Below are 23,894 nucleotides of genomic sequence, written 5' to 3'. Positions count from 1 at the left end.
CTATCCTCCCGGCTGGAAGCGCCGCACCGCCGCCTCGGCTTCAGCGATCGCTTCAGGTGTACCGACGGTCATCCAATGGCCGTCGAGCATCAGCCCGAAAAGGCGTCCGTTGGCGATCGCGCGATCGAAATAGATGTTGAGGTTGAAGGCATCGCTCGGCGCATCGACGAAGAGGCGCGACTCCATGGCGATCGCACCGGCATAGACGACGGGATTTTCCATGCCGTCCTCGTAGCGCGTGAGCCTGCCGTCTTCGGCAAGCGAAAAATCCTTCTTGCCGTTGTGGCCGGTCGTGTCCTCGAGCCGCACGCAGAGCAGCGCCATGTCCATCTTCTCCGGATCGAAGAACGCGGCCAGTCTTTGAAGATTGCTCGGCTCTCCGACCTTCTCGCCGACCCAGAAAAGATCGGCGTTCATGACGATCAGCGGTCCGTCGTCCAGCAGCTTCAGCCCCTTGGCGAGCCCGCCTCCCGAATTCATCAAGGCGTCCCGCTCATCCGAAATCAGGATAAGCGGCGCCTGGCGGCGACGGAGATGCTCTTCCATCTGGTCGGCGAAATGATGGACGTTCACCGCCGCCCTGGTCACGCCGGCGGCCTCCAGTATGTCCAGCACATAGTCGATCATCGGCTTACCGGCGATCTTGACCAGGGGCTTCGGCAGTGTGTTGGTAATCGGCCGGAGGCGCGTGCCAAGTCCGGCGGCAAGCACCATGGCATTGGTGATGGGCATCGTTTCTGTCAGTTCGCTGATTCGGGAACGAGGATTCCAGCCTTAATGCACCAATCGCGCAAGGGTGTCAGCACCTCATGGCCGAGTGCATGCCTCAGATAAGCGAAGGTGCGCGGCATGTGCTTCATATAGCCGGGTTTGCCGTCCCGCTGCATCAACCGGACCCAGATGCCGGCGAGCTTGCAGTTGCGCTGCGCCGACATCAGGTACCAGTCGCGAAGAAAGGCCGCCTCGTCGAACGGGCCGAGGGCCTTGCGCTCGGCAAGATAGCCATCCAACAGGCGTGCGCCCAAGTGCTGGTCGATTGTCACGCGCGCGTCCTGGACCAACGACGCAACGTCATAGGCCGTCGGACCGATCATCGCGTCCTGGAAGTCGATGATGCCGACGCGGGCGAGTCCCTCGCGATCCGGGCGCCAGAGAATGTTCGGCGAGTGAAAATCGCGCAGCAGCAGATTCTTCTCGGCCGATTCAAGAACGTCGATGAGTTGATCCCAGATGGCGAAGTACTCTTTACGCTCGCTATCGGAGGCCGCTTCGCCGCGCTTCCATGGCAGGTACCAGTCGATCAACAGACTCGTCTCGATCTTGATCGCGGTGCGGTCGAAATCGGGAATGCGATGGACCAAGCCGCCGCCTACCGCAATTTCGCGCGTCGCCGGCTCCGCGTGAAGGCGGGCGAGCAGCCGCACGCTTTCGAGATAGCGCTCGGCAACCGGCTTTCCTTCCGCGTCGAGAATACCCTCGGAACCCAAATCCTCGATCAGCAAGATGCCATTGTCGAGGTCGCGGGCATAAATTGCCGGCGCCGCGAGGCCACGTCCGCGCAGCAGTTCGGAAATCGCGACGAACGGAACGACATCTTCGGCAAGATGCGCAAGTTGCTGATAGTATTTTCCGTCCTGGAGAATGGGGCCGGGCCTATGCCGCGGCGCATCCATCAGAATCTTTGCCGGCTCACCAGCCGCCTCGACACGCTCATAGGCCCTGACCGAAGCGTCGCCGCTCAAGTGCCGGCGACGGGCCGTCGCGTAGCCGTTTTGCGAGAGGAAACTCCGGATCGCCAGCGAGCGGGAGATACGCTCGAACGCAGCGTCGGGCGCGGAAATGGCAAGCCGACGTCCGTCTCCCTCGTGCGTGAAAGCAAGCGTAATCCGTTCGGCCGGCAGCGCTTCTTCCGCCTTTTCCGGCCATTCGACAAGGCAGATACCCTCGGAAAGGGCCTCGTCGAAGCCAAGTTCGTCGAGTTCCGAGGCGTCGGCGAGACGATAGAGATCGAAATGGGCGACCGGGATGCGCAGGTCGTAGCTCTGAACGAGCGTGAAGGTGGGGCTCGGCACCTCGAGTGCGTCGTCGTCGGCGATCGCCCGCAGCAGGGCACGCGCGAAAGTCGATTTTCCCGCGCCGAGGTCGCCTGACAAGGCCACGCAGTCTCCCGCCTTCAGCGCCAGCGCCAGGTCTTCGCCCAGCTCGATCGTGGCTGCCTCGTCCTTCAGAAACCGATGCAGGTGTTTCATCTATTCGGCCGCGATGATCTTCGGCATTTCGGACGACGGAATGCGGCAGGTGACCTCGGTGCCTTCGCCCTCTTTGCTGCGGATCGACACGGTGCCGTGATGGAGGCTGACGAAGCTCTCGACGATCGACAGCCCGAGACCAGCACCGCCGTGTTGGCCGTAGCTTTCGAAGCGGTTGAATACGGTGTTGAGGACGTCCTGTGGAATGCCGGGGCCGGAATCAGTGACGGAGAACACGAAATCGGTGCCTTCGCGCCGGCACTTGAGATCGATCGCGCTGCCATCGGGCGCGAAATTGGAGGCGTTGGTGAGAAGCTTGATGAAAATCTGCTTCAGCCGCTGCTGGTCCGCGATCATCCGGCCAAGATTGTCGGGCGCGTCCACCCGCAGGGTCACGCCACTTTCGAGCAGCCTGTCCGCCATCTGATGCGCGACGTCATCGAGGAAATCGCCGAGGTTCACCTCCGACATGTCGAGCTCGACGATGCCGGCGTCGACGGTAGCCAGGTCGAGGATGTCGTTGACGATCGTCAGCAGCAGCGACGAGGAGGTGGCGATATGGTCGACATATTCCGCCTGGCGCTCGTTCAGCTCGCCGAAGGCCGGCGTCTTCAGAAGATCGGCAAAGCCGATGATGTTCGTGAGCGGCGAGCGCAGCTCATAGGAAACATGGTGCACGAAGTCGTTCTTCAGCGCGTCGGCCTTGCGCAGCGCCTCGTTCTTCTCAGTCAATGCCCGTTCGACCCTGACGCTGTCGGTAATGTTGACGAAAGTCAGCATCGTCTGGGCGTTCGGCAGGGGGATCACGGCATAATCGAGGATCAGGCCGGTCCGCAATTCGAGCATGCCGCGGCTCGATGGCCGCTCGTCGTCGAAGCTGGTGATGATATGGGCAAAGCGTTTCCAGCCGTCCGGCTGGTCGTAGGAAGGCAGGCAGGCTTGTTCGACGGCGCGAATGTGGGTGCCGGGCTTCGCCTCCGCCTCGCTGATACCCCAGATCGCCCGGAAGGCCGGGTTTGAAAGCCGGATACGACCGTCGGGCCCGAACACCGCAACGCCTTCGGCGAGATGATCGATCGTTTCGCCCTGGACCTGGACGAGCGTGTTGTAACGGGTCTCGAGATCGACCTTCTCGGTCAGGTTCTCGAAGACCCAGGTTGCCCCGCCCTGCGGCCGTGCCGTGGCGAAGACGCGCAGCGTCTGGCCGTTCGGCAGGTGCCAGAGGTCGGATTGCGTGTCGAGCGCCTGATAGACGGACAGCGCATTCGCCTTCCACTGTTTCCAGTTGAGCTGCTCGGGAAGCTTGCCGCCGGTCCGCAACCGGTCGAGCACCTCGCCGTTGTCCGGTTTGCGCTCGAGAAAGCCCATGTCGAGATTCCAGAGCCGCTGGAACGCCTGGTTGTAGAACTGCAGGCGCTGGTTGCCGTCGAAGATCGCTACCGGCGTGGCCAAGTGATCGAGCGTTTCGGCATGGCTCTTCAAGGTCCGTGCAAGCTCTTCGCGCACGGCTTCGGTGCCGGAGACGTCGACGGCGATACCGGCAGACCCGGCCGGGCTGCGAGCGTCGACGACATCGTAGAACGTGCGATTGCCCCTGACCACGGTCGAAAGCTTGTCGGTGAAAGGCGTGTCAAAGGTCGAAACGGCACGGATTTTTTCGCGTGCCGCGGTCGAAAGCAACTCGCGTCCTTCGGCGACAGCCAGACTGGCGCTCGATGTCTCGACCGCCTCGGCATAGGCTTGGTTGACCCATTCGAGCTTGCCGTCCGCGGTGCGCTGCCAGACCGGCAGGTCGACCGCATCGAGCAGCGTGCGGAAGGTCGACAACGATGCGTGCAGACGATCGCGTTCAAGCTTCAGTTCTGCGAGTTCGGCCCGGAGATTGTTGAGCGCGATGAAACGCACGAATGCGCGTCCACCGGAAACGCGGCCCTGAGCCTCGAGAACCTCGTTGCGCTGCGTTTCGAGCACGAGATCGAAGCTTTGTGCCTGCGCGCGCAGGGTCTCGATCGCCTTTTCGAGCTGGCTGGCGGACGGCGCCCTCAGCCAGCGTCCGAAGGCGAGGAAATCCCGATCGCCCTGTGGAGCGCCGGTCTCGACGGGGAGCTGTCCGAGAAACTCCGGGCGTTCGGCCAGACCGTCCCAGATCACGATGCGCCGGTTCTTGTCGGCGATGAGGGCCTGGAAACGGGAAATTCGCTGGTTCGCATCGGACAGATCCGATCTGAGCTCGCGGTTCTCTGCCTCGATGTTGCCGCGCTGGCGGATCAGCCAGATTGCAGAAATCATGGCGGCGGAAATGACGCCGATCAGGACGGAGAACGTGACGACTTCGGAGGAGCCGAATATGGCCTTGGTGACGGGTGTCGACGCCTGGGCCGCAGCCTCGGTTGCCGCGAAGAAGGCGGTGCCTGCGAGCAGCCGCCGCACCAGTGCTGGCGCCTTGGGGCCTCCGCCGAAAAGCGTGGATCGTTGTGTTTCCATGGCGCCGCCGTCCCCGTTTGTCCGGAAATTGCCGCCGACCTCGCGCCGCCACGCATCGAAACCCCTGGAAAGGGTTCGCTTCAGTTCCGATTGCATCCCCGGTCTGTCTCCGTCTGTTTGCCGCATGTCCGACAAGACATCCCCATTCGCAACGCTCGAAGGTACCCACTACAGCGCCGCGCGTCTTAATCAGCCGCGCAAAGGACGCTGTAGCATTTTGAATTGCTGCTTGTTTATTCCTCAAATCGGCTACGATTTGAGGAGACATGCAGCAGCGTCACGAATCAATGGCTTAAGCATACTTGTTTGACGAATCGCCGGAAAGTGCGCGGCTCAAAAAAGCGGCCGCGATCTCTTGTCAAGATCGCGGCCACAACATGTTGTGGATTGCCCGGGTAACGATTAGTAGCGGTAGTGTTCGGCCTTGAACGGACCCTGCGGCTTCACGCCGATATAGGCAGCCTGTTCTTCCGAAAGCTCGGTCAGCTTGGCGCCGAGCTTTGCGAGATGCAGGCGGGCAACCTTCTCGTCTAGCTGCTTCGGCAGAACGTAGACTTCGTTCTTGTAGTTCTCACCCTTGGTGAAGAGCTCGATCTGGGCCAGGACCTGGTTGGAGAAGGAAGCCGACATCACGAAGGACGGATGACCGGTGGCGTTGCCGAGGTTCAGCAAACGGCCTTCCGAAAGCAGGATCATGCGGTTGCCCTTCGGGAACTCGATCATGTCGACCTGCGGCTTGATGTTGGTCCATTTCAGGTTACGCAGCGCCGAGACCTGGATTTCATTGTCGAAGTGACCGATGTTGCCGACAATCGCCATGTCCTTCATCTCGCGCATGTGGTCCATGCGGATGACGTCCTTGTTGCCGGTCGTCGTGATGAAGATGTCGGCCGTCGAAACGACGTCCTCGAGCTGGACGACTTCATAGCCGTCCATCGCGGCCTGCAGGGCGCAGATCGGATCGACTTCGGTGACCTTCACGCGCGCGCCCGCACCCGTCAGGGAAGCGGCCGAGCCCTTGCCGACGTCGCCATAGCCGCAAACGACGGCAACCTTGCCGGCCATCATCACATCGGTGCCGCGGCGAATGCCGTCGACGAGCGATTCCTTGCAGCCGTACTTGTTGTCGAACTTCGACTTGGTGACGCTGTCGTTGACGTTGATCGCCGGGAACGGAAGCAGGCCCTTGGACTGGAGCTGGTAGAGACGGTTGACGCCGGTGGTCGTTTCTTCGGTCACGCCCTTGATCGCGTCACGCTGCTTCGTAAACCAGCCGGGCGTTGCCGCAAGACGCTTCTTGATCTGGGCGAAAAGGATTTCCTCTTCTTCCGAACCCGGGTTGGAAAGCACGTTCTCGCCGGCTTCGGCGCGCGCGCCGAGCAGGATGTACATGGTGGCGTCGCCACCGTCGTCGAGAATCATGTTCGAGAGGCCGCCGTCGGCCCACTGGAAGATCTTGTCGGTGTAGGTCCAGTATTCCTCAAGCGTTTCGCCCTTGACGGCAAAGACGGGAACGCCGCTTGCTGCGATCGCCGCGGCGGCGTGGTCCTGCGTCGAGAAGATGTTGCACGAGGCCCAGCGAACCTCGGCGCCGAGCGCAACCAGCGTCTCGATCAGCACGGCCGTCTGGATGGTCATGTGCAGCGAACCGGTGATGCGTGCGCCCTTCAGCGGCTTCGATGCACCGAATTCCTCACGGCAGGCCATCAGGCCCGGCATTTCCGTTTCGGCGATGGCAATTTCCTTGCGGCCGAAATCGGCCAGGCCGATATCGGCGACAATATAGTCCTGAGTTGCGGTCATGGAGTTCTCCAGGCTGATCTTTTCCGGCCGCGCCGGCCCTATGGCCGTCCGGCGGCGTGACAATGCCTCCCGCGCAGGATCACGGGGAGAGTGCGCCCGGTCTATCAGGAATCAGATGGGAGGGCAACCACGATATAAAGAAGTCTTTATATGTTTATATCGCGCGAATGCTGGAGGGGCTTCAGCTCTGGCGCCCACGAGCGCGTCAGATCTCTTCGCCGAATTTGTCGCGAACAAGCGCGTCGAGGGCATTGAGCGCTTCTTCCGCCTGGACGCCGCTGGCTGTGACAAAAACGGTAGAGCCCGTGCTGGCCGCAAGCATCATCAGGCCCATGATCGACGTGCCGCCAACCGTCATGCCGTCCTTGGAGACGGTGATTTCGGCGTCATAGGCTTCGACGGTCTGGACGAATTTCGCCGACGCCCGTGCATGCAGGCCGCGTTTGTTTATGATCAGCAGCTCGCGCGTCAGCGACATGGCGGGGCGATGGTCCATCATTTTCCGCTCAGCACGCGGCTGGCGACATTGATGTATTTGCGTCCTGCCTCGGAGGCCTCGACGAGGGCCTTGTCCATGTCGCTTTCGCCGCGAACGCCGGCAAGCTTGATCAGCATCGGCAGATTGACGCCCGCAATCACCTCGACGCTGCCGCTGCGCATGACCGAGATGGCGAGGTTGGATGGCGTGCCGCCGAACATGTCCGTCAGAATGATGACGCCATTGCCCACGTCAGCGCCAGCAACTGCATCGAGAATATCCTGACGCCGCTGGTCCATGTCGTCCTCGGGCCCGATGCAGACGGTCTCGATAGCTTTTTGCGGACCGACGACATGCTCCAACGCGTGCCGAAACTCTTCCGCCAGCTTGCCATGGGTGACAAGCACAAGTCCGATCATGGGTATCTTTGCTCCAACTGCATATGCAACTCTCGTTGATGGTCAGATATCGCAATGCAGCAATTTCGTCCACCTGCTGGGGCGGCCATCTTGGCAAGGAAAAGGCGAAGTGCAAGCCAAAAATGCCGAAAAAGCAGCCGTTCTGCCCTCGGATAAGGCTAAAGTGCTAAATTTTTGGGTAGCAGTGCGTGCAGTGCATCGAGGGGCGAGACGAGGGTTTCAACGGGAACGCGCAACAGCGGCAGAGTTCGCCCAATTTGTAGCTGCAGCTCCTCGTTCTCGGGTGGCAGACGCTGATCGCGGGACGGTCTGACCGGCATGATCGCCCAGTCCAGAACGCAGGCGGACACCGTTTCGACGGCGACGATGCCGCCGCCGCGAATCTCGATCAGACCGCGAATGGACGCAGGGCAACGGGCGATGATCCGGTCATTCTCGAGGGTAAGATCGACGCGGTCATCGGCGACGAGCGCCGCAAAACGACCACGGCGCTTCGTCTCGGAAATGCAGGAAAGGGCGAAGGCGGATTTGCCCGAGCCGGAGGGTCCGGTGATCAGAAATCCGGTCGTGCCGAGAACGATTGCCGTTGCGTGGATATTGCAAGCTGGCGCGGTCACTGGTGCGGCTCGGCCGGCAGGGAGAGGATGAACCGGGCGCCGGTCACGTGCCCGCCTTGGCCTACAATGTTTTCAGCCTTCAGCGTGCCGCCATGGGCTTCGGCGATCTGGCGTGAAATCGAAAGACCGAGACCCGAATTCTGACCGAAGTCCTCGCCCTCCGGCCGGTCGGTATAGAAGCGCTCGAAAATCCGATCGATGTCCTCGGCTTGAATGCCCGGACCGTTGTCCTCCACATAGACGAGGCAGCGGGAGCGCGACCGGGTCAGGCGGATGATGATGCGACCATTCTGCTCCGGGACGAAGGAGCGGGCGTTTTCGATGAGGTTCGTGATGATCTGGCTGATGCGCAGCTCATAGCCGCTGACGACGAAGCTCGCTCGCGGATTGTCCTTGCGATCGATGACGAAGTCCAGGAGCACCGGCTTCTTCTTGCTGCGAATCTGTCGGGAAATATCGATGAGATCGCCAAGCAGCTTTTCCAGGTCGACTTTCTTGGCGTCGCTGCGCGCCAGCTCTGCATCGAGTCGCGACGCGTCGGAAATATCGCTGATCAGCCGATCGAGGCGGCGCACGTCGTGCTGGATGACGTCGAGCAGCCGTTTTTTCGAATCCTCGTTGCGCGCGAGCGGCAGGGTCTCGACGGCGCTGCGCAGCGATGTGAGCGGGTTCTTGAGCTCATGGCTGACGTCGGCGGCAAAGTTCTCGATCGCCGCGATGCGATCGTAGAGCGCGGTCGTCATTTCGCGGAGCGCCACCGACAGGTTGCCGATTTCGTCCTGGCGTGAGGAGAAGTCCGGGATTTCCTCCCGTTCCTTCGCGCCGCCGCGGCGCACCCGGATCGCGGCCGCCGACAGCCTTCTCAGCGGATTGGCGATGGTCGACGAAAGAAGCAGAGACAGGATGACGTTGACGAGCGCGGCGACGCCGAAAACGCGGATGATCGCGAGGCGCTCGGCATGGACGATCTTGTCGATGTCGCCAGCCTGCGTCGAAAGCAGCAGCACCCCGAGCACCGCGCGGAACCGCTGCACCGGCACGGCGACCGAAACGATCAACTCGCCCTTCTCCGTCACCCGCACGACGGCACCGCGCACGCCGGTAAGCGCGTTCATGACCTCCGGGTAGATCGAGCCGTTGCCGCCCGGTGGCTCCTTGTAGAGCGGCAGGTCGCCGGGCTGCAGCAGCCGGTTGAGCCACATGCTGAGCTTGTCGGCGATGCCTGTCGTCTCCGGATCGACCGGCGGAAGATCGAAGCGCAGGACCTGACCGCCGCTATAGAGATGACGGGAGTCGAGCAGCAGATCGGCATCGGCGTCGAAGAGGCGCGCGCGTGTCCGCGTCGGGGAAATCAGGCGTCTGAGGACCGGCGCTACCCGTTCCTGGATGATCGGAAACTCGAGATCCTCGTCGCTCGGCAGCGGTGTGATGCTTTCGCCGGCCTGGAGTTCAAGCAGCTTCTCCGGATCGATGGTGATCGAGTTGGTATCGACCGATGCGGAGGCGGAAATCGCCCCGGCGATGATCTCGCCCTGGGTCAGCAGGCTTTCCACCCGGGCGTCGATCAGACCTTCCCGGAACTGGTTGAGGTACATGATGCCGCCGACGAGCACCACGAGCGCTACGAGGTTGAAGAAGACGATGCGTCGGGTGAGGCTCGAAAAGACGGCATTACCGAACAGGCGGCGGATCAGGGTGAAGGGATGCGCCCATCGGCGCTGGCTGCGCGCCGATGCCCGCCCTTCAATATCCTCCAGATCGCCCTGCAAGACGTCTACCAAGTCTCCCGCTCCCACGACGGAAAACTCCGTCGCCTTCTTTTTCCTTGCGCCGGCACGGCGACCGGCCTCTCATCTGCCTCGTCCCGGTCGGCCAGGCTTTTTTGCCTATGGATGGCTTACGGCCTGCCCGACGGGGCCTCTCCCGCGTCGCCGTTACGCCATTTCTGCATGATCCACAATCTCCGTTGTGGCAAGTCGGAGCGGCCGTCAGGCTGTTTCGCGAAAACGGTAGCCGACGCCGTAGAGCGTTTCGATCATGTCGAAGTCGTTGTCGACCATCTTGAACTTCTTGCGAAGCCGTTTGATGTGGCTGTCGATCGTGCGGTCATCCACATAGACCTGCTCATCATAGGCGGCATCCATCAGTGCGTCTCGGCTCTTCACCACACCCGGACGCTGCGCCAGCGAGTGCAGGATGAGAAACTCCGTGACCGTCAGGGTCACCGATTCGTTCTTCCAGGTGCAGGTGTGGCGCTCCTGGTCCATGACGAGTTGGCCGCGTTCCAGCGAACGGGACGGGGCATCGGAAGTCTTCGCCGTGCCCATTGGGCCGGCCGCAGCGAGGTCGCGGTTCGGCGCGCGACGCAGGATCGCCTTGACACGCTCGACCAGCAGGCGCTGGGAGAATGGCTTGGTGATGAAATCGTCGGCGCCCATCTTGAGGCCGAAGAGTTCGTCGATTTCCTCGTCCTTTGAGGTGAGGAAAATGACCGGCAGGTCGGATTTCTGCCGCAGGCGGCGCAAGAGTTCCATGCCGTCCATGCGCGGCATCTTGATGTCGAAGATCGCGAGTTGCGGCGGACGCGCCAGCAGGCCTTCGAGCGCCGATGCACCGTCGGTATAAGTTTCGACCTTGTAGCCCTCGGCTTCCAGCGCGATGGACACAGATGTCAGGATATTGCGGTCGTCATCGACAAGCGCGATGGTCTGCATCGTATTCAACTCCGTCTTTTGAGGTCCGGGTGGCCGGAACCGCTTCAAGAACCGCGGCAACCGCGAGTCACCGGCGTTACTTGAGTATAAACGTGGAACAAATTGTGGCGAAGCACAAAAGGCCCGCGGCTAATCGTCGAGCGGGCAGCTGTCAAATGTGTCTTGGCAAAGCCAGATTCAACCGATTAAAAAATGCATATTTTTCTTTAAATCGATTAATATACTGATATCATTATTGTTTTAGGAATCGATATCTTGTCTTCGATCTACCTTGCCGGTATGTTCCGACAGAATTCAATACCAATGGCCAATGACAAAGGAAGCTTGACCATGGAGCAACTCGGCACCCGCAACCCCTCGAACGGACTGGAAACAATCGGCTTTTCGGATCTGGCTTTCGTCCGCTACAACCTCGAGGCAGCGGAGCTTTACGAGGACGCCCTTCGCCGGGGCGAGGCGCAAGTGACGGCGCATGGCGCGCTCTGCGCACGGACCGGCCAGCACACGGGCCGCTCCCCCAAGGACAAGTTCGTCGTCCGCGACGCGGCGACCGCTGATCAGATCTGGTGGGACAACAATAACGCGATCTCGCCGGAAAACTTCGAGCGCCTGCGGCAGGACATGCTTGATCATGCCAAGGGCAAGTCGCTCTACGTGCAGGACCTCGTTGGTGGTGCCGATCCGGCGCATGCTCTGCCGACGCGCGTCATTACAGAACTCGCCTGGCATTCGCTGTTCATCCGTAATCTCCTGATCCGCCCGGCGCGCGAAGCGCTGGCAGGTTTCGAGCCGAAGCTGACGATCATCGATCTGCCGAGCTTCAGGGCGAATCCTGAGCGTCACGGCTGCCGCAGCGAAACGGTGATCGCCTGCGACCTGACGAATGGTCTCGTCCTGATCGGCGGTACATCCTATGCCGGCGAAATGAAGAAGTCGGTCTTCACGGTGCTCAACTATCTGCTGCCGAAGAAGGCCGTCATGCCGATGCATTGCTCGGCCAACGTCGGTCCCGCGGGAGACACCGCGATCTTCTTCGGTCTCTCCGGCACCGGCAAGACCACGCTTTCGGCCGACCCCGCCCGCACGCTCGTTGGCGACGACGAGCACGGATGGGGCGAGGATGGCGTCTTCAATTTCGAGGGCGGCTGCTATGCCAAGGCGATCAAGCTTTCGGCCACGGCCGAGCCGGAGATTTACGCCACCACCCGGCGCTTCGGCACCGTTATGGAGAACGTCGTGCTCGACGAGCGCCGCGTGCCCGACTTCGATGACGGTTCGCTGACGGAAAACACCCGTTGCGCCTACCCGCTGGATTTCATTCCGAATGCCAGCGAGACCGGAACGGCGCCGCAGCCGCGCACCGTCATCATGTTGACGGCGGATGCCTTTGGCGTCATGCCGCCGATCGCCAGGCTGACGCCGGAACAGGCGATGTATCACTTCCTCTCCGGGTACACGGCAAAGGTCGCCGGAACGGAAAAGGGCGTGACCGAGCCGGAAGCGACCTTCTCGACCTGCTTCGGCGCCCCATTCATGCCGCGCCATCCGTCCGAATACGGCAACCTGCTGAAGGACCTGATTGCCAAGAACGGCGTCACCTGCTGGCTGGTCAACACCGGCTGGACCGGCGGCGCTTACGGCACCGGAAACCGCATGCCGATCAAGGTGACGCGTGCGCTGCTTTCGGCGGCACTCGACGGCTCGCTTAACGATGCGTCGTTCCGCACCGACGCGAACTTCGGCTTTGCGGTGCCGGTGTCGGTACCGGGCGTGGACGACGGTATTCTCGATCCGCGCTCTACATGGACGGACGGTGTTGCCTATGACGCGCAGGCGCGCCGCCTGGTCGACATGTTCATCGCCAACTTCGCCAAGTTCGAAAACCATGTCGACGGCAGTGTGCGCGACGCGGCTCCGGGAGCAAGGGTCGCCGCCGAATAAAGATCGCTGGCTATGATTCACGTGAAACCCGGCTTTGAAGGCCGGGTTTTTCGCGTTTATTCTGATTGTTTTCAGGTGCTTCGCTTTGGCTTCTTGAAAATACGCAACTACGAACGGCAAACCGGTACACACCTTCCTGGCGTTGCCCGGACGAGGGTGATTTTGGAGTGATTCAATCCAAAATCATGAACGGGATCGATTCTAATGAGTTAGAGGGGCAGGGGAGCCACTTGCACCTCCCTGCTGCACTCGTGCAATAGAAGCGGTCAAGGAGCAAACATGGCCAGCGATCCGCTATACATAAACGACCGCATCGTCATTGCCGGCTGGGAATTGACGGAGCAGTTCGTGCTGGCCGGCGGACCGGGCGGACAGAACGTCAACAAGGTGTCGACGGCTGTCCAGCTCTTCTTCGACATTCAGGCCTCGCCGTCGCTGTCGGACCAGGTCAAGGCGAATGCATTGAGGCTTGCGGGCCGCCGTGTGTCCAAGGACGGCGTGCTGATGATCGAGGCTAATCGTTTCCGCAGCCAGGAGCGCAACAGAGAGGATGCCCGGGAGCGGCTGAAGGAGCTGATCCTGAAAGCGGCCGAACCACCACCGCCTCCGCGCAAGAAGACCAGGCCGACCCGCAGTTCGATCGAGCGGCGGCTGAAGGAAAAATCCGGTCGCGCCGAAATCAAGAAGCTTCGCGGGCGGCCGGGCGGCGAGTGAACGTTGTTCGGGCTGCGGAACGGCACGCAAACGAATCTTTCGATCGCTCCCTTGATCTTTTGCCGGTGTCGCCCTCTCTTATCGAAGGGCACTGCGAAAGAGGAGACAACCATGGGTTTGTTCAGCTTTATCAAGAACGCCGGCAAGAAGCTCGGGATTGGCGGTGACGACACACCGCCGGATGCCGACAGCGTCCAGAAGGAGCTTGCCTCCCATGACCTCGGCACGAAGGACGTGCAGGTCGAAGTCGTGGACGACAAGGTCGTTCTGAAGGGCGTCGTCAAGGACCAGTCGACGTTTGAAAAGGCCATCGTGGCCGTCGGTAACACGCTCGGCGTGTCGGCCGTCGAGGCATCCGACCTCAAGGTCGCGGAAGGAGGCACCGCGCCGGCGCCCGCCAAGGCGCCTGTCTTCTACACCGTGAAGAAGGGCGACAATCTCTGGAAGATTGCCGAGGCGCAGTACGGCAAGGGCAAAGGCGCCAAACACACGGTAATCTTCGAAGCGAACAAGCCGATGCTGAAAGACCCTGACAAGATCTATCCGGGGCAGGTTCTGCGCATTCCGGATCTGGACGCAGGCTGAGCGGGCGGTATTTTCGGGTGGCAACCAGATCCCGCAAAGATTAAAGCGCGTCGGGCGTAAACGAATTCGTGCAAGGCGCTTTACATCTTTTCCATGCATGGCGTTGTCCCGCTGCATACGTTTGGGCGACAGGCATTGGATCGCTGGCGATTTCGGGTTTGCGAATTGAGCTCCGTCGATCGCCGCAGCGAAGCACGGGATACAGGCGATGCAGGTGCTGCCGAAAGGGGTAAGACACATTCCGGGCTTCCTCGACCGCTCCCGCCAGGAGGAACTGGTAGAGGCTGTCCGTCTCGTCGCGGCCGAGGCGCCGCTCTTCGTGCCGGAAATGCCGAAAACCGGCAAGCCGATGTCGGTGCGGATGACCAATTGCGGTCCCCTCGGCTGGGTCACCGATCGGGAGCGGGGTTATCGCTATCAGGCGGAACACCCGGTGACGGGCAAGTCCTGGCCGGCAATACCGGCGGCGCTGCTCGACATCTGGCACGCGGTGTCGGCGAGCGACAAGCAGCCGGAGGCCTGCCTCGTCAACTTCTATTCCGCAGACGCACGCATGGGTCTGCATCAGGACAGGGACGAGCGGGATCTTGAGACGGCTGTGGTTTCGATTTCTCTCGGCGATACCTGTCTTTTCCGTGTCGGCGGCAAGGAACGCGGCGGACGGACGGTCTCGTTCAAGCTTGCGAGCGGCGACGTCGTCGTCCTCGGCGGCGAAGGGCGGCTCGCCTTCCATGGCGTCGACCGTATCTATCCGAATACGTCGACGCTCTTGAAGAATGGTGGCCGGCTGAACCTCACCTTGCGCCGCGTCAATCCTTGAAGAGGAGCGAGGCCGACGCCGGGACGACGTGAGCGCCGCTTGCGTTCATCCCGATTTCGCCAAGACCTCTCCCCAACCCGTCCCCACAAGGGGGGCTTGCGCACGTCGCCCGCCCCGTGCCCATCCGCAACGTCAGAACTTGCGAAGCCATTGAGGCATGGATGGAGCGGTGCGCGGCATCGGAAGCCCTCCCTCTTATGGGGAGGGGTCTTATCGGATCGCGTGAAAGTTCCGCTCACAGCTTCCTGAGCGCCACCGTCTGGGTGAGGTGGTTTGGACCCTTCTGCAGGATCAGATCGGCGCGCGGTCGCGTCGGCAGGATGTTCTGGTGCAGGTTTTTCAGGTTGATGTTGTGCCAGAGCCCCTCGGCGATGGCGCGCGCAGCATCCTCGCCGATCGTCGCGTAGCGATGGAAGAAGGACTGCGGGTTCTTGAACGCCGTCTCGCGCAGCCGCATGAAGCGGCTCACGTACCAGCTGTGAATGAGGCTTTCCTCGGCGTCGATATAGATCGAGAAATCGAAGAAATCGGACACCATCGGCACGATCTTGCCGTCCGCCGGCAGATTGCGCGACTGCAGGACGTTTATTCCTTCGAAGATCAGGATGTCCGGTCGGTCGATGGTCTGGAACCGGTCGGGGATGACGTCATAGGTCAAGTGCGAATAGGTAGGCGCCCTGACGTTCGGCTGGCCCGCCTTGATGGCCGACAGGAAGCGTAGCAGCGCGCCGATATCGTAGCTCTCGGGAAAACCCTTGCGATCCATCATGTTTTCACGCTGCAGGATCGCGTTCGGATAGAGGAATCCGTCGGTCGTTATCAGGTCGACCTTCGGGCTGGAGGGCCAGCGTGCCAGCAGTTCAGCGAGAATACGCGCCGTCGTGGATTTGCCCACGGCGACCGAACCGGCGATGCCGATGACGAAGGGTGTCTTCGTTTCGTCGGACATGCTGAGGAACCGCTTGCGTTGCTGGAACAGGATCTGCGAGGCCTCGACATGGGCCGACAGCAGCCGCGACAGCGATAGATAGATCCGGCGTACCTCGCCGAGATCGACCGGGTCGTTGAGCGAGCGCAGGCGTTGCACTTCATCGGCCGTCAGCGTCAACGGCGTGTCGGCGCGAAAGCGCGACCATTCCTCGGCCGAGAACACGTGGTAGGGCGAATAGTCTCCGCCCTGGAGGTTGCCCGGAATATCTGCGGCGTCGATGTCTTTCGCGGCGATAGTCATGGATTTTGCCGGTTTGCCTTCTCCTGCAGGCCGGACTGGCTGGTCCGCCTGGCAAGTTCGTCCATCACATCCTGCAACGGGATGGCTGCGATGTTCAATACGACCATAAGATGATAAAGGAGGTCGGCACTCTCATCGACCAGATTCTTGCGGTCTTCGCTGATCGCCGCGATGACGGCTTCAACCGCCTCTTCGCCGAGCTTCTTGGCCGCCTTGCGTTGACCGGCTGCGACCAGCTTGGCCGTCCAGGAGTCTTCCGGCGCTGCCTTGGCGCGGGTCGCCACGATCGTTTCGAGGTCGGAGAGGGTGAACTCGCTCATGGTGCTTTCCCTTGGGTCTCAAATGACTGCGACCCCTGTTGACGGTGGCAATCGCCGCCGTCGTTCCGTGTTTCCACTTTAACTGTCCACACGCCTAATCGAGCCGCATGGCAATGCCGCGCTCGGCCATGTAGCGCTTCGCCTCGCCGATGCTGTAGGTGCCGAAATGGAAGATCGATGCGGCGAGGACCGCCGTCGCGTGGCCGTCGCGCACACCTTCCACCATGTGATCGAGCGTCCCGACCCCGCCCGACGCGATGACGGGTGCCCGCACGGAATCGGCAATTGCCCGCGTCAGCGCAATATCGTAGCCGCTTTTCGTGCCGTCGCGATCCATGGACGTCAACAGGATTTCGCCAGCTCCGAGATCGACGACCTTTCGTGCGAATTCGACCGCGTCTATGCCTGTTCTCTCGCGGCCGCCGTGCGTAAAAATCTCCCAGCGGTTCGCCTCGCCTTGCGTCGAGACCTTCTTGGCGTCGATCGCAACGACGATGCACTGGTTGCCGAACTTGTCGGCGGCTTCCGCCACGAAGTCCGGATTCTTCACCGCCGCCGTGTTGATCGACACCTTGTCGGCGCCGGCCAGCAGCAGTTTGCGGATGTCGGAAACCTGTCGCACGCCGCCGCCGACGGTCAGAGGCATGAAGCATTGCTCGGCGGTGCGGGCGACGACGTCGAAGATCGTCTCGCGGTTGTCCGAGGATGCGGTGATGTCGAGGAAGCAGAGCTCGTCGGCACCGGCTGCGTCGTAGGCTCTTGCCGCCTCCACCGGATCGCCGGCATCGATGAGGTCGACGAAATTGACGCCCTTGACAACGCGTCCGTCCTTGACGTCGAGGCAGGGTATCACGCGGGCTTTCAAGGTCATCGGATCATCCCTTTCTCGCTGCGCGGATCAATGCCAGCGCTTCCTGCGGGTCGATGCGGCCGTCGTAAAGCGCACGACCGGAAATCGCGCCCTCGAGCTTCCGCGCGTCCGGCGCAAGCATGCGGCGAATATCGTCCATCGAGGCAAGGCCGCCCGAGGCGATCACCGGGATCGATACCGCGTCGGCAAGCTCCAGCGTCGACGCCCAGTTAATGCCGGTCAGGATGCCATCACGGTCAATATCCGTATAGATGATCGCCGCGACACCGGCACCCTCGAACTTCTTTGCAAGCTCGATGACGCCGAGTTCGGAGGCCTCGGCCCAGCCTTCGACGGCGACCTTGCCGCCCTTGGCGTCGATGCCGACGGCGACCCTGCCGGGGAACTTGTGGCAGGCTTCGATGACGAGCGCCGGATCGCGCACGGCCACCGTGCCGAGAATGACACGCGAAAGCCCGCGCGAAAGCCAGTTCTCGATGTGCGCCAGCGTGCGAATGCCGCCGCCGAGCTGCACCGGGTTCCGGGTCGCCTTGAGAATGGCGTCGACTGCCGCGCCGTTCACCGTCTCACCGGCAAAGGCGCCGTTCAAGTCGACGACATGCAGCCATTCGAAGCCCTGCTCCTCGAAGGCGCGCGCCTGGGCGGCGGGATCGGGATTGTAGACGGTCGCCTGTTCCATGTCGCCGAGCTTCAGGCGTACGCATTGCCCGTCCTTGAGGTCGATCGCGGGGAAGAGAATCATGTGTTGATCCGATCAAGAAAGAATGCCGGTAGCTCAAGGCTTCCAACGCAGGAAATTCGAAATGAGGGCGAGGCCGAGGGTCTGGCTCTTTTCCGGGTGAAACTGCGAGCCCGCCTTGTTGTCGCGTGCGACGAAAGCGGTCACCTGCCCGCCGTAGTCTGCCTCCGCGATCACGTCCTCGGGGTTCTCTGCTGCGAGGTGATAGGAGTGCACGAAATAGGCGTGCAGCCCGCTCTCGCCCGTCGCGATTCCCTCGAAGAGCGCATGCGGCCGATTGAGCCTGAGCGTGTTCCAGCCGATCTGGGGAATCTTCAGCGACGGATCGGCCGGCGTCATCTCGACGACATCGCCCGGAATCCAGCCGAAGCCCTCGGTGATCGTCTTCTCGAGCCCACACGAGGACATGAGCTGCATGCCGACGCAGATACCGAGAAACGGCCGCCCGTCGTTCTCGACGGCCTGCTTCAGGGCTTCCTCCATGCCGGCGACGCTGGCCAAGCCGCGGCGGCAATCGGCGTAGGCGCCGACCCCAGGCAGAACGATGCGATCGGCGGACGCCACCCGTTCCGGCTTGTCGGTGAGATCGATCTCCGCGGCGATCCCGGCTTCAAGCGCTGCCCGTTCGAAGGCTTTCGTGGCCGAGCGCAGATTGCCCGATCCATAGTCGATGATGGCGACCCGCATCAGCGTTCTCCATAGGGTTCAAAGAGGCCGAGGCCGGCAGTGTTTTCGCCCTGCTTCGCTGCAGGTTGCTTGCCCGATGGCAACGCAGTTGCGGTACCGCGATGCGTCGTCGCCGATACATTGGAAAAATAGATCTCTTCAGCCGTCTCCAGGTCGCGCGCCGGAACTATGGAACGAAGCGTCCAATCTCTTTTCCTGAGATTTCGTGCCACCAGAAGCGGACCTTCGAGCGAGACCAGCAGGCTGAGCGCGAGCTGCATGATGAGCGAGGCGGCAAAGGCGCCGGGGACGCTGGATGAGACGATCAACAGAATTTGCAGAACGGCAACCAGGATTCCAGGAAGCCATGCGTGCTTGCTCAGCAGCCAGAGCGCGGGAAAGAAAAAGGCGGGCCAGGAAAAACCGTCCGCGATGAACCGCGCCCTTTCGTCAGTGGCCGGTGCGCCGGGCGGGGTCATGATCAGATAGGAAGCCATGGTTATCAGCCGGGATATTGGCCGGCTCAGGCGAGCGTTCCCTTGGTCGAGGGGACGCGCCCAGCCTGGCGCGGGTCGATTTCGGTTGCGGTGCGAAGCACACGGGCGACGGACTTGAAACAGGTCTCGGCGATATGATGGTTGTTGGCGCCGTAGATGTTCTGGATATGCAGCGTGATGCCGGCGTGTTGGGCCAGCGCCTGGAAGAATTCACGCACAAGCTCCGTGTCGAAGCTGCCGATCTTCGGCGACGTGAAGGTCACGTTCCAGACGAGGAAGGGCCGGCCCGAGACGTCGACTGCGGCGCGCGTCATCGTTTCGTCCATCGCAAGATCGATCGAGGCATAGCGGGTGATGCCGCGGCGATCGCCGAGCGCCTTGGCAAGCGCCTGGCCGAGCGCAATGCCGGTGTCCTCGACCGTGTGATGGTCGTCGATATGCAGGTCGCCGTCCGCCTTGATCTCCATGTCGATCAGCGAATGGCGCGAAAGCTGGTCCAGCATATGGTCGAAGAAGCCGACGCCGGTCGCAATCTTCGACGCTCCCGTCCCGTCAACATTGACGGAGACGGACACGGCGGTTTCATTCGTCTTTCGGGAAACTTGGCCGGTGCGGCTGGGCATGCTTTCTGCCATCAGGCTCTCCTGTATGCGCTCGATCCGGGTTGGTACTGAAACGACCCAGATCAGAGGCATCGATACCAAAACTGGAACTGAATGCAGGAGAAAAACCGCTTCGTGCTTTCCCCACGCCGTTCCAGAGCCGCTCATATCAGGGGAGGCGCGAAATATCCAGAACTGCGACGGAAATTCGACCGAGCCGCAGGCGTCAGACCGAAAATCGCAAGATGACCGATGGACATTTGCAATCGCGCGGTGTGCACTTACATAGGCCCCAAGCAACCAGGCTCGCCTACAGCGCCTCGCGTCCAACTGGACGCGCAAAGATCTCTGTAGCACTCTACTGCATGTTCGTTAAATCGGAGCCGATTTAAGGATGAAAATATGCAGCAATCCAAAGTGCCACAGCGACCTTTGTGCATCTGAAAGACGTACGGCGCTGTAGGGCGCCGCATGATTTCGCCCTTAAATCATTCCGATTTAAGGAGTCATGCAGCGGAGCCGCAACGCCCCGGGTTCTTGGGGCAATAGGTATCCTCATGAGTGAACACAATCCCTACGGAACGATGCATGCGACCACCATCATCACGGTGAGAAAAGGTGGCAAGGTGGTGATGGCGGGTGACGGTCAGGTCAGCCTCGGTCAGACGGTCATGAAGGGCAACGCTCGCAAGGTCCGGCGGCTGTCGAAGGGCGATGTGATCGCCGGCTTCGCCGGTGCGACGGCGGATGCCTTCACGCTGCTCGAACGGCTTGAGGCCAAGCTCGAGCAATATCCCGACCAGCTCATGCGCGCCGCCGTCGAACTCGCCAAGGACTGGCGCACGAACAAATATCTGCGCAATCTCGAGGCGATGATGCTCGTCGCCGACAAGTCCGTCACGCTGGCCATCACAGGCAATGGCGACGTGCTCGAACCCGAACACGGCACGATCGCTATCGGTTCGGGCGGAAACTATGCCTTCGCGGCCGCACGCGCCTTGATGGACAGCGACAGGTCGGCGGAAGAGATCGCTCGGCGCGCGCTCGAAATCGCGGGCGATATCTGCGTCTACACAAACCATAATGTCGTGGTGGAGACGCTGGATGCGGACTGACGGGGTCGATGTCAGCTTCCTGTCCGTGGCTGACAACCACCTGTCGATGCTGCGTGGCTGGCTCTCCGAGCCGCATGTACGGCAGTGGTGGGGTGACCCGGACAAGGAGCTGGAATCGATCCGCGATGGCTGCGCGAGCGGCGAAGTGGAGGGCTTCATTTTCCATGTCGACGGAAAGCCTGCCGGATACATTCAGTCCTGGACGCCGTCGCAATATGACGAGCCTTGGGCGAAGGACCTGCCGTCCGATACGCCCGGAGTGGATATCTTCGTCGGCCCGCCGGAAATGACTGGAAAAGGTATCGCTGCCTTGGCGCTCAAGGCGTTTGCCGGAAGGCTGTTCGAAAACGGCGCCGCGCGTATCGTGATCGATCCGGACGCGGGCAACCGCCGCGCGGTCCGGGCCTATTCGAAGGCAGGCTTCGTGCCCTTTGGCGAATGGATAGACGAGTCCGGCCGGACACTCCTGATGGAGCTGACGCGCACGGAGTTTGAGAGGAATTCATGACCAACTTTTCACCCAGGGAAATCGTGTCGGAACTCGACCGCTACATCATCGGCCAGAAGGACGCGAAACGCGCCGTGGCCATTGCCTTGCGCAACCGCTGGCGGCGTCAGCAGCTTGATGACGAGCTGCGCGACGAGGTCATGCCCAAGAACATCCTGATGATCGGCCCGACCGGCGTCGGCAAGACGGAAATCTCCCGGCGGCTGGCGAAACTCGCCGGCGCTCCCTTCGTCAAGGTCGAGGCGACCAAGTTCACCGAAGTCGGCTATGTCGGTCGCGACGTGGAGCAGATCGTGCGTGACCTCGTCGAGGTCGGGATCGGCCTGGTGCGTGAGAAAAAGCGTGCCGACGTCAAGGCGAAGGCGCACCAGAATGCCGAGGAACGGGTGCTGGATGCACTGGTCGGTGCGACCTCCTCGCCGGCGACGCGCGATTCGTTCCGCAAAAAGCTCAGGGCCAATGAGCTCGACGACAAGGAGATCGAGATCGATATCGCCGAGACCGGCGCGCCGGGAGGCTTCGAGATTCCGGGCATGCCGGGCGCCAATATCGGTGTGCTCAACCTTTCCGAAATGTTCGGCAAGGCGCTCGGCGGCAGGACCAAAAAGGTCAAGACGACCGTCAAGTCTTCCTATGAGCTCCTGATCAACGACGAATCCGACAAGCTGCTCGACACCGAGCAGATCCAGCGCGAAGCGGTCTCGGCTGCCGAGAACGACGGCATCGTCTTCCTCGACGAGATCGACAAGATTGCCGCCCGCGACGGCGGCATGGGCGCCGGCGTATCGCGCGAAGGTGTCCAGAGAGACCTGCTGCCGCTGGTCGAAGGCACGACGGTCGCGACGAAATACGGACCGGTGAAGACGGATCACATCCTGTTCATCGCCTCCGGCGCATTCCATGTGTCCAAACCGTCGGACCTGTTGCCGGAGCTGCAGGGGCGCCTGCCGATCCGCGTCGAGCTGCGCGCGCTGACCAAGGAGGACTTCCGCCGCATCCTGACGGAGACGGAGGCGAGCCTCATACGTCAGTACAAGGCGCTTCTCGAAACGGAGGAGGTGAAGCTAGATTTCACCGAGGACGCGATCGACGCTCTTGCCGAGGTAGCCGTCCAGCTCAACGCCAACGTCGAGAATATCGGGGCGCGCCGCCTGCAGACGGTAATGGAGCGTGTCCTCGACGACGTCTCCTTCAATGCGCCTGATCGTGGCGGCCAGACCGTGATGATCGATGCGGAATATGTCCGCAAGCACGTCGGCGATCTCGCCGCCAACACGGATCTGTCACGTTATATTCTGTGACTGCGGCGCCGCGCGTTTGTCCTTAATCGGTTCCGATTTAAGGAAAACATCCAGTGGTAGAGGGCCGGAGCGCTGCAAACTCCGGCAATCGCCGAATTGTGAGGCGTCTGTCACTCGACAGGCGCCTTCATTTTTTCTACAGCGGTCGGCAATCGATCAAAGGCCGGGCATCATTCCGACATGATCTTGCCGTAGGGGCCGCGCGCTCGAATGATAGGGTTCCGGAGTTTCATAGGAAGAACAGATCGTGCGTCTCACCGCTTGCTTTCTCGTCATAGCCACGCTTTGCCTCTCTGCCGGCCCGGGAACAGCAACGGGAATCACCGTGGTTCCCGAGGGCAACCGTCACATCGAGCAGCCGAAGATACCGGGCGCCTCGGTTCGGCGCACCAAGGCGGGCCGGACCTCCTTCGACGCGAAATACGAGAAGGTGCGCGATCTGCTTGCCAGCGACCGGCAGCTCGTCGGCAAAATAAAGTCGGTCGCCAGCGCCTACGGCATTGCGCCGATCCATATGGTGGGGGCCATCGTCGGCGAACACACCTACAATGTCGACGCCTACGACCGCCTGCAATCCTACTATGTCAAGGCGGCCGCCTATGCCGGCAACAGCTTCCAGTTCGGCCATGACGGTGAAAGCGTCGCCGAGTTCGTCGCCCGTCCGCAATTTGCCGCCTGCGCCGGCAAGAACGGTTCCTATGCGCTGTGGAGCTGCCGTGAGCGCGTCTGGGACAGTGAGTTCCGCGGCCGTTCGATCGGAGGGCAATCCTTCCCCGACAACCGCTTCAGCGCCGTCTTCTTCCAACCCTTTTTCGCCGGCCAGACGTTCGGTCTCGGTCAGCTCAATCCGTTGACGGCGCTGATGCTGACGGACATGGTTTCGCGCGTTTCGGGCTATGAGCGCCTGGACGAGAACAACGCCGCCGCCGTCTATGAGGCAATCATGGATCCGGACGTTTCGCTCGCCTACATGGCAGCCTCGATCCGTCATTCGATCGATGCCTATCGCTCGATAGCCGGCATGGACATCTCCGACAATCCGGGTCTGACGGCGACGCTCTATAACGTCGGCAATCCGGATCAGCGCGCCGCAGTGCTTGCGGCGAAAAACCAGGGCGGCGAAGTCCATTGGCCGGAGGAGAACTATTACGGCTGGCTCGTCAACGACAAGCTTGCCGAGCTGGAAGGCCTGCTCTAGGAAAAGTGCGCGCGGTTTTCCG

The 23,894-nt window shown here is 61.6% G+C and carries 24 protein-coding genes; 8 read left to right on the top strand and 16 right to left on the bottom strand.

What is annotated here, in order from left to right; all coding sequences use genetic code 11:
* The 9 genes from QN224_RS18180 to chvI form a co-directional block, all read right to left on the bottom strand.
* Positions 1-732 (bottom strand): nucleotidyltransferase family protein, encoded by a 732-nt coding sequence (locus tag QN224_RS18180; protein ID WP_283977832.1) that lies wholly within the window; start codon positions 730-732, stop codon positions 1-3.
* 8 nt (positions 733-740) lie between these two features.
* Positions 741-2,249, bottom strand: coding sequence for a tRNA (adenosine(37)-N6)-threonylcarbamoyltransferase complex ATPase subunit type 1 TsaE (gene tsaE, locus QN224_RS18175; protein WP_283977831.1), 1,509 nt, complete (start codon positions 2,247-2,249; stop codon positions 741-743).
* The gene (locus QN224_RS18170) at positions 2,250-4,733 is read right to left on the bottom strand and encodes an ATP-binding protein (protein ID WP_283978045.1); all 2,484 of its coding nucleotides are present in this window, start codon (positions 4,731-4,733) and stop codon (positions 2,250-2,252) included.
* Positions 4,734-5,135: 402 nt separating this feature from the next.
* Complete coding sequence (gene ahcY, locus QN224_RS18165; protein WP_173508574.1) at positions 5,136-6,536, bottom strand: adenosylhomocysteinase; 1,401 nt, start codon at positions 6,534-6,536, stop codon at positions 5,136-5,138.
* Positions 6,537-6,741: 205 nt separating this feature from the next.
* Positions 6,742-7,035, bottom strand: coding sequence for an HPr family phosphocarrier protein (locus QN224_RS18160; RefSeq protein ID WP_173508573.1), 294 nt, complete (start codon positions 7,033-7,035; stop codon positions 6,742-6,744).
* Complete coding sequence (locus QN224_RS18155; RefSeq protein ID WP_173508572.1) at positions 7,032-7,433, bottom strand: PTS sugar transporter subunit IIA; 402 nt, start codon at positions 7,431-7,433, stop codon at positions 7,032-7,034. The genes QN224_RS18160 and QN224_RS18155 overlap by 4 nt, the downstream gene beginning before the upstream one ends.
* A gap of 158 nt (positions 7,434-7,591) precedes the next feature.
* Positions 7,592-8,050, bottom strand: coding sequence for an HPr kinase/phosphorylase (locus tag QN224_RS18150; protein ID WP_283977830.1), 459 nt, complete (start codon positions 8,048-8,050; stop codon positions 7,592-7,594).
* Complete coding sequence (chvG, locus tag QN224_RS18145; protein ID WP_173508570.1) at positions 8,047-9,831, bottom strand: two-component system sensor histidine kinase ChvG; 1,785 nt, start codon at positions 9,829-9,831, stop codon at positions 8,047-8,049. The genes QN224_RS18150 and chvG overlap by 4 nt, the downstream gene beginning before the upstream one ends.
* A gap of 207 nt (positions 9,832-10,038) precedes the next feature.
* Positions 10,039-10,764 (bottom strand): two-component system response regulator ChvI, encoded by a 726-nt coding sequence (chvI, locus tag QN224_RS18140; RefSeq protein WP_173508569.1) that lies wholly within the window; start codon positions 10,762-10,764, stop codon positions 10,039-10,041.
* A gap of 330 nt (positions 10,765-11,094) precedes the next feature.
* Here chvI and QN224_RS18135 point away from each other — a divergent pair, with 330 nt between their 5' ends.
* From QN224_RS18135 to QN224_RS18120, 4 genes are all read left to right on the top strand, one after another.
* Positions 11,095-12,705, top strand: a complete 1,611-nt coding sequence (locus QN224_RS18135) for a phosphoenolpyruvate carboxykinase (RefSeq protein ID WP_283977829.1) — start codon at positions 11,095-11,097, stop codon at positions 12,703-12,705.
* A gap of 279 nt (positions 12,706-12,984) precedes the next feature.
* Positions 12,985-13,419, top strand: a complete 435-nt coding sequence (arfB, locus tag QN224_RS18130; RefSeq protein WP_283977828.1) for an alternative ribosome rescue aminoacyl-tRNA hydrolase ArfB — start codon at positions 12,985-12,987, stop codon at positions 13,417-13,419.
* Positions 13,420-13,530: 111 nt separating this feature from the next.
* Positions 13,531-14,004 carry a peptidoglycan-binding protein LysM gene (gene lysM, locus QN224_RS18125; RefSeq protein ID WP_283977827.1) on the top strand — a complete coding sequence of 158 codons (474 nt, stop codon included), beginning with the start codon at positions 13,531-13,533 and terminating at the stop codon, positions 14,002-14,004.
* 208 nt (positions 14,005-14,212) lie between these two features.
* The gene (locus QN224_RS18120; RefSeq protein ID WP_283977826.1) at positions 14,213-14,824 is read left to right on the top strand and encodes an alpha-ketoglutarate-dependent dioxygenase AlkB; all 612 of its coding nucleotides are present in this window, start codon (positions 14,213-14,215) and stop codon (positions 14,822-14,824) included.
* Positions 14,825-15,059: 235 nt separating this feature from the next.
* On the opposite strand, the gene coaA is transcribed toward QN224_RS18120, so the two are convergent.
* The 7 genes from coaA to hisB all read right to left on the bottom strand — a co-directional run bounded on the left by coaA (position 15,060) and on the right by hisB (position 19,783).
* Positions 15,060-16,055, bottom strand: coding sequence for a type I pantothenate kinase (gene coaA / locus QN224_RS18115; protein ID WP_173508564.1), 996 nt, complete (start codon positions 16,053-16,055; stop codon positions 15,060-15,062).
* Complete coding sequence (locus QN224_RS18110; protein WP_173508563.1) at positions 16,052-16,375, bottom strand: phosphoribosyl-ATP diphosphatase; 324 nt, start codon at positions 16,373-16,375, stop codon at positions 16,052-16,054. The genes coaA and QN224_RS18110 overlap by 4 nt, the downstream gene beginning before the upstream one ends.
* Positions 16,376-16,469: 94 nt before the next feature.
* Entirely contained in the window at positions 16,470-17,246 is a 777-nt protein-coding gene (gene hisF, locus QN224_RS18105) for an imidazole glycerol phosphate synthase subunit HisF (RefSeq protein WP_283977825.1), read from the bottom strand.
* A 4-nt stretch (positions 17,247-17,250) separates the two neighbouring features.
* Entirely contained in the window at positions 17,251-17,988 is a 738-nt protein-coding gene (gene hisA, locus QN224_RS18100; protein ID WP_269279968.1) for a 1-(5-phosphoribosyl)-5-[(5-phosphoribosylamino)methylideneamino]imidazole-4-carboxamide isomerase, read from the bottom strand.
* A gap of 33 nt (positions 17,989-18,021) precedes the next feature.
* Positions 18,022-18,672 (bottom strand): imidazole glycerol phosphate synthase subunit HisH, encoded by a 651-nt coding sequence (gene hisH, locus QN224_RS18095; protein ID WP_283977824.1) that lies wholly within the window; start codon positions 18,670-18,672, stop codon positions 18,022-18,024.
* Positions 18,672-19,148, bottom strand: a complete 477-nt coding sequence (locus QN224_RS18090; RefSeq protein WP_283977823.1) for a DUF2628 domain-containing protein — start codon at positions 19,146-19,148, stop codon at positions 18,672-18,674. The genes hisH and QN224_RS18090 overlap by 1 nt, the downstream gene beginning before the upstream one ends.
* Positions 19,149-19,174: 26 nt before the next feature.
* Positions 19,175-19,783 (bottom strand): imidazoleglycerol-phosphate dehydratase HisB, encoded by a 609-nt coding sequence (gene hisB, locus QN224_RS18085; RefSeq protein ID WP_269279960.1) that lies wholly within the window; start codon positions 19,781-19,783, stop codon positions 19,175-19,177.
* 524 nt (positions 19,784-20,307) lie between these two features.
* Between hisB and hslV the strand changes: the two genes are divergently transcribed.
* From hslV to QN224_RS18065, 4 genes are all read left to right on the top strand, one after another.
* Entirely contained in the window at positions 20,308-20,865 is a 558-nt protein-coding gene (gene hslV, locus QN224_RS18080; RefSeq protein WP_283977822.1) for an ATP-dependent protease subunit HslV, read from the top strand.
* A complete protein-coding gene (locus QN224_RS18075) occupies positions 20,855-21,373 on the top strand; it encodes a GNAT family N-acetyltransferase (protein ID WP_283977821.1) in 519 nt (172 codons plus the stop codon). The genes hslV and QN224_RS18075 overlap by 11 nt, the downstream gene beginning before the upstream one ends.
* Positions 21,370-22,674 carry an ATP-dependent protease ATPase subunit HslU gene (gene hslU, locus QN224_RS18070; protein ID WP_173508555.1) on the top strand — a complete coding sequence of 435 codons (1,305 nt, stop codon included), beginning with the start codon at positions 21,370-21,372 and terminating at the stop codon, positions 22,672-22,674. Before QN224_RS18075 ends, hslU begins: the two co-directional genes overlap by 4 nt.
* A 247-nt stretch (positions 22,675-22,921) precedes the next feature.
* A complete protein-coding gene (locus tag QN224_RS18065; protein WP_283977820.1) occupies positions 22,922-23,872 on the top strand; it encodes a DUF1402 family protein in 951 nt (316 codons plus the stop codon).
* The last annotated feature ends 22 nt before the right edge of the window (positions 23,873-23,894 follow it).

This window comes from Sinorhizobium sp. 7-81, from assembly GCF_030124405.1.
In the GTDB taxonomy this organism is placed as follows: Bacteria; Pseudomonadota; Alphaproteobacteria; order Rhizobiales; family Rhizobiaceae; genus Sinorhizobium; species Sinorhizobium psoraleae.
This window is presented reverse-complemented; position numbering and strand designations above follow the sequence as displayed.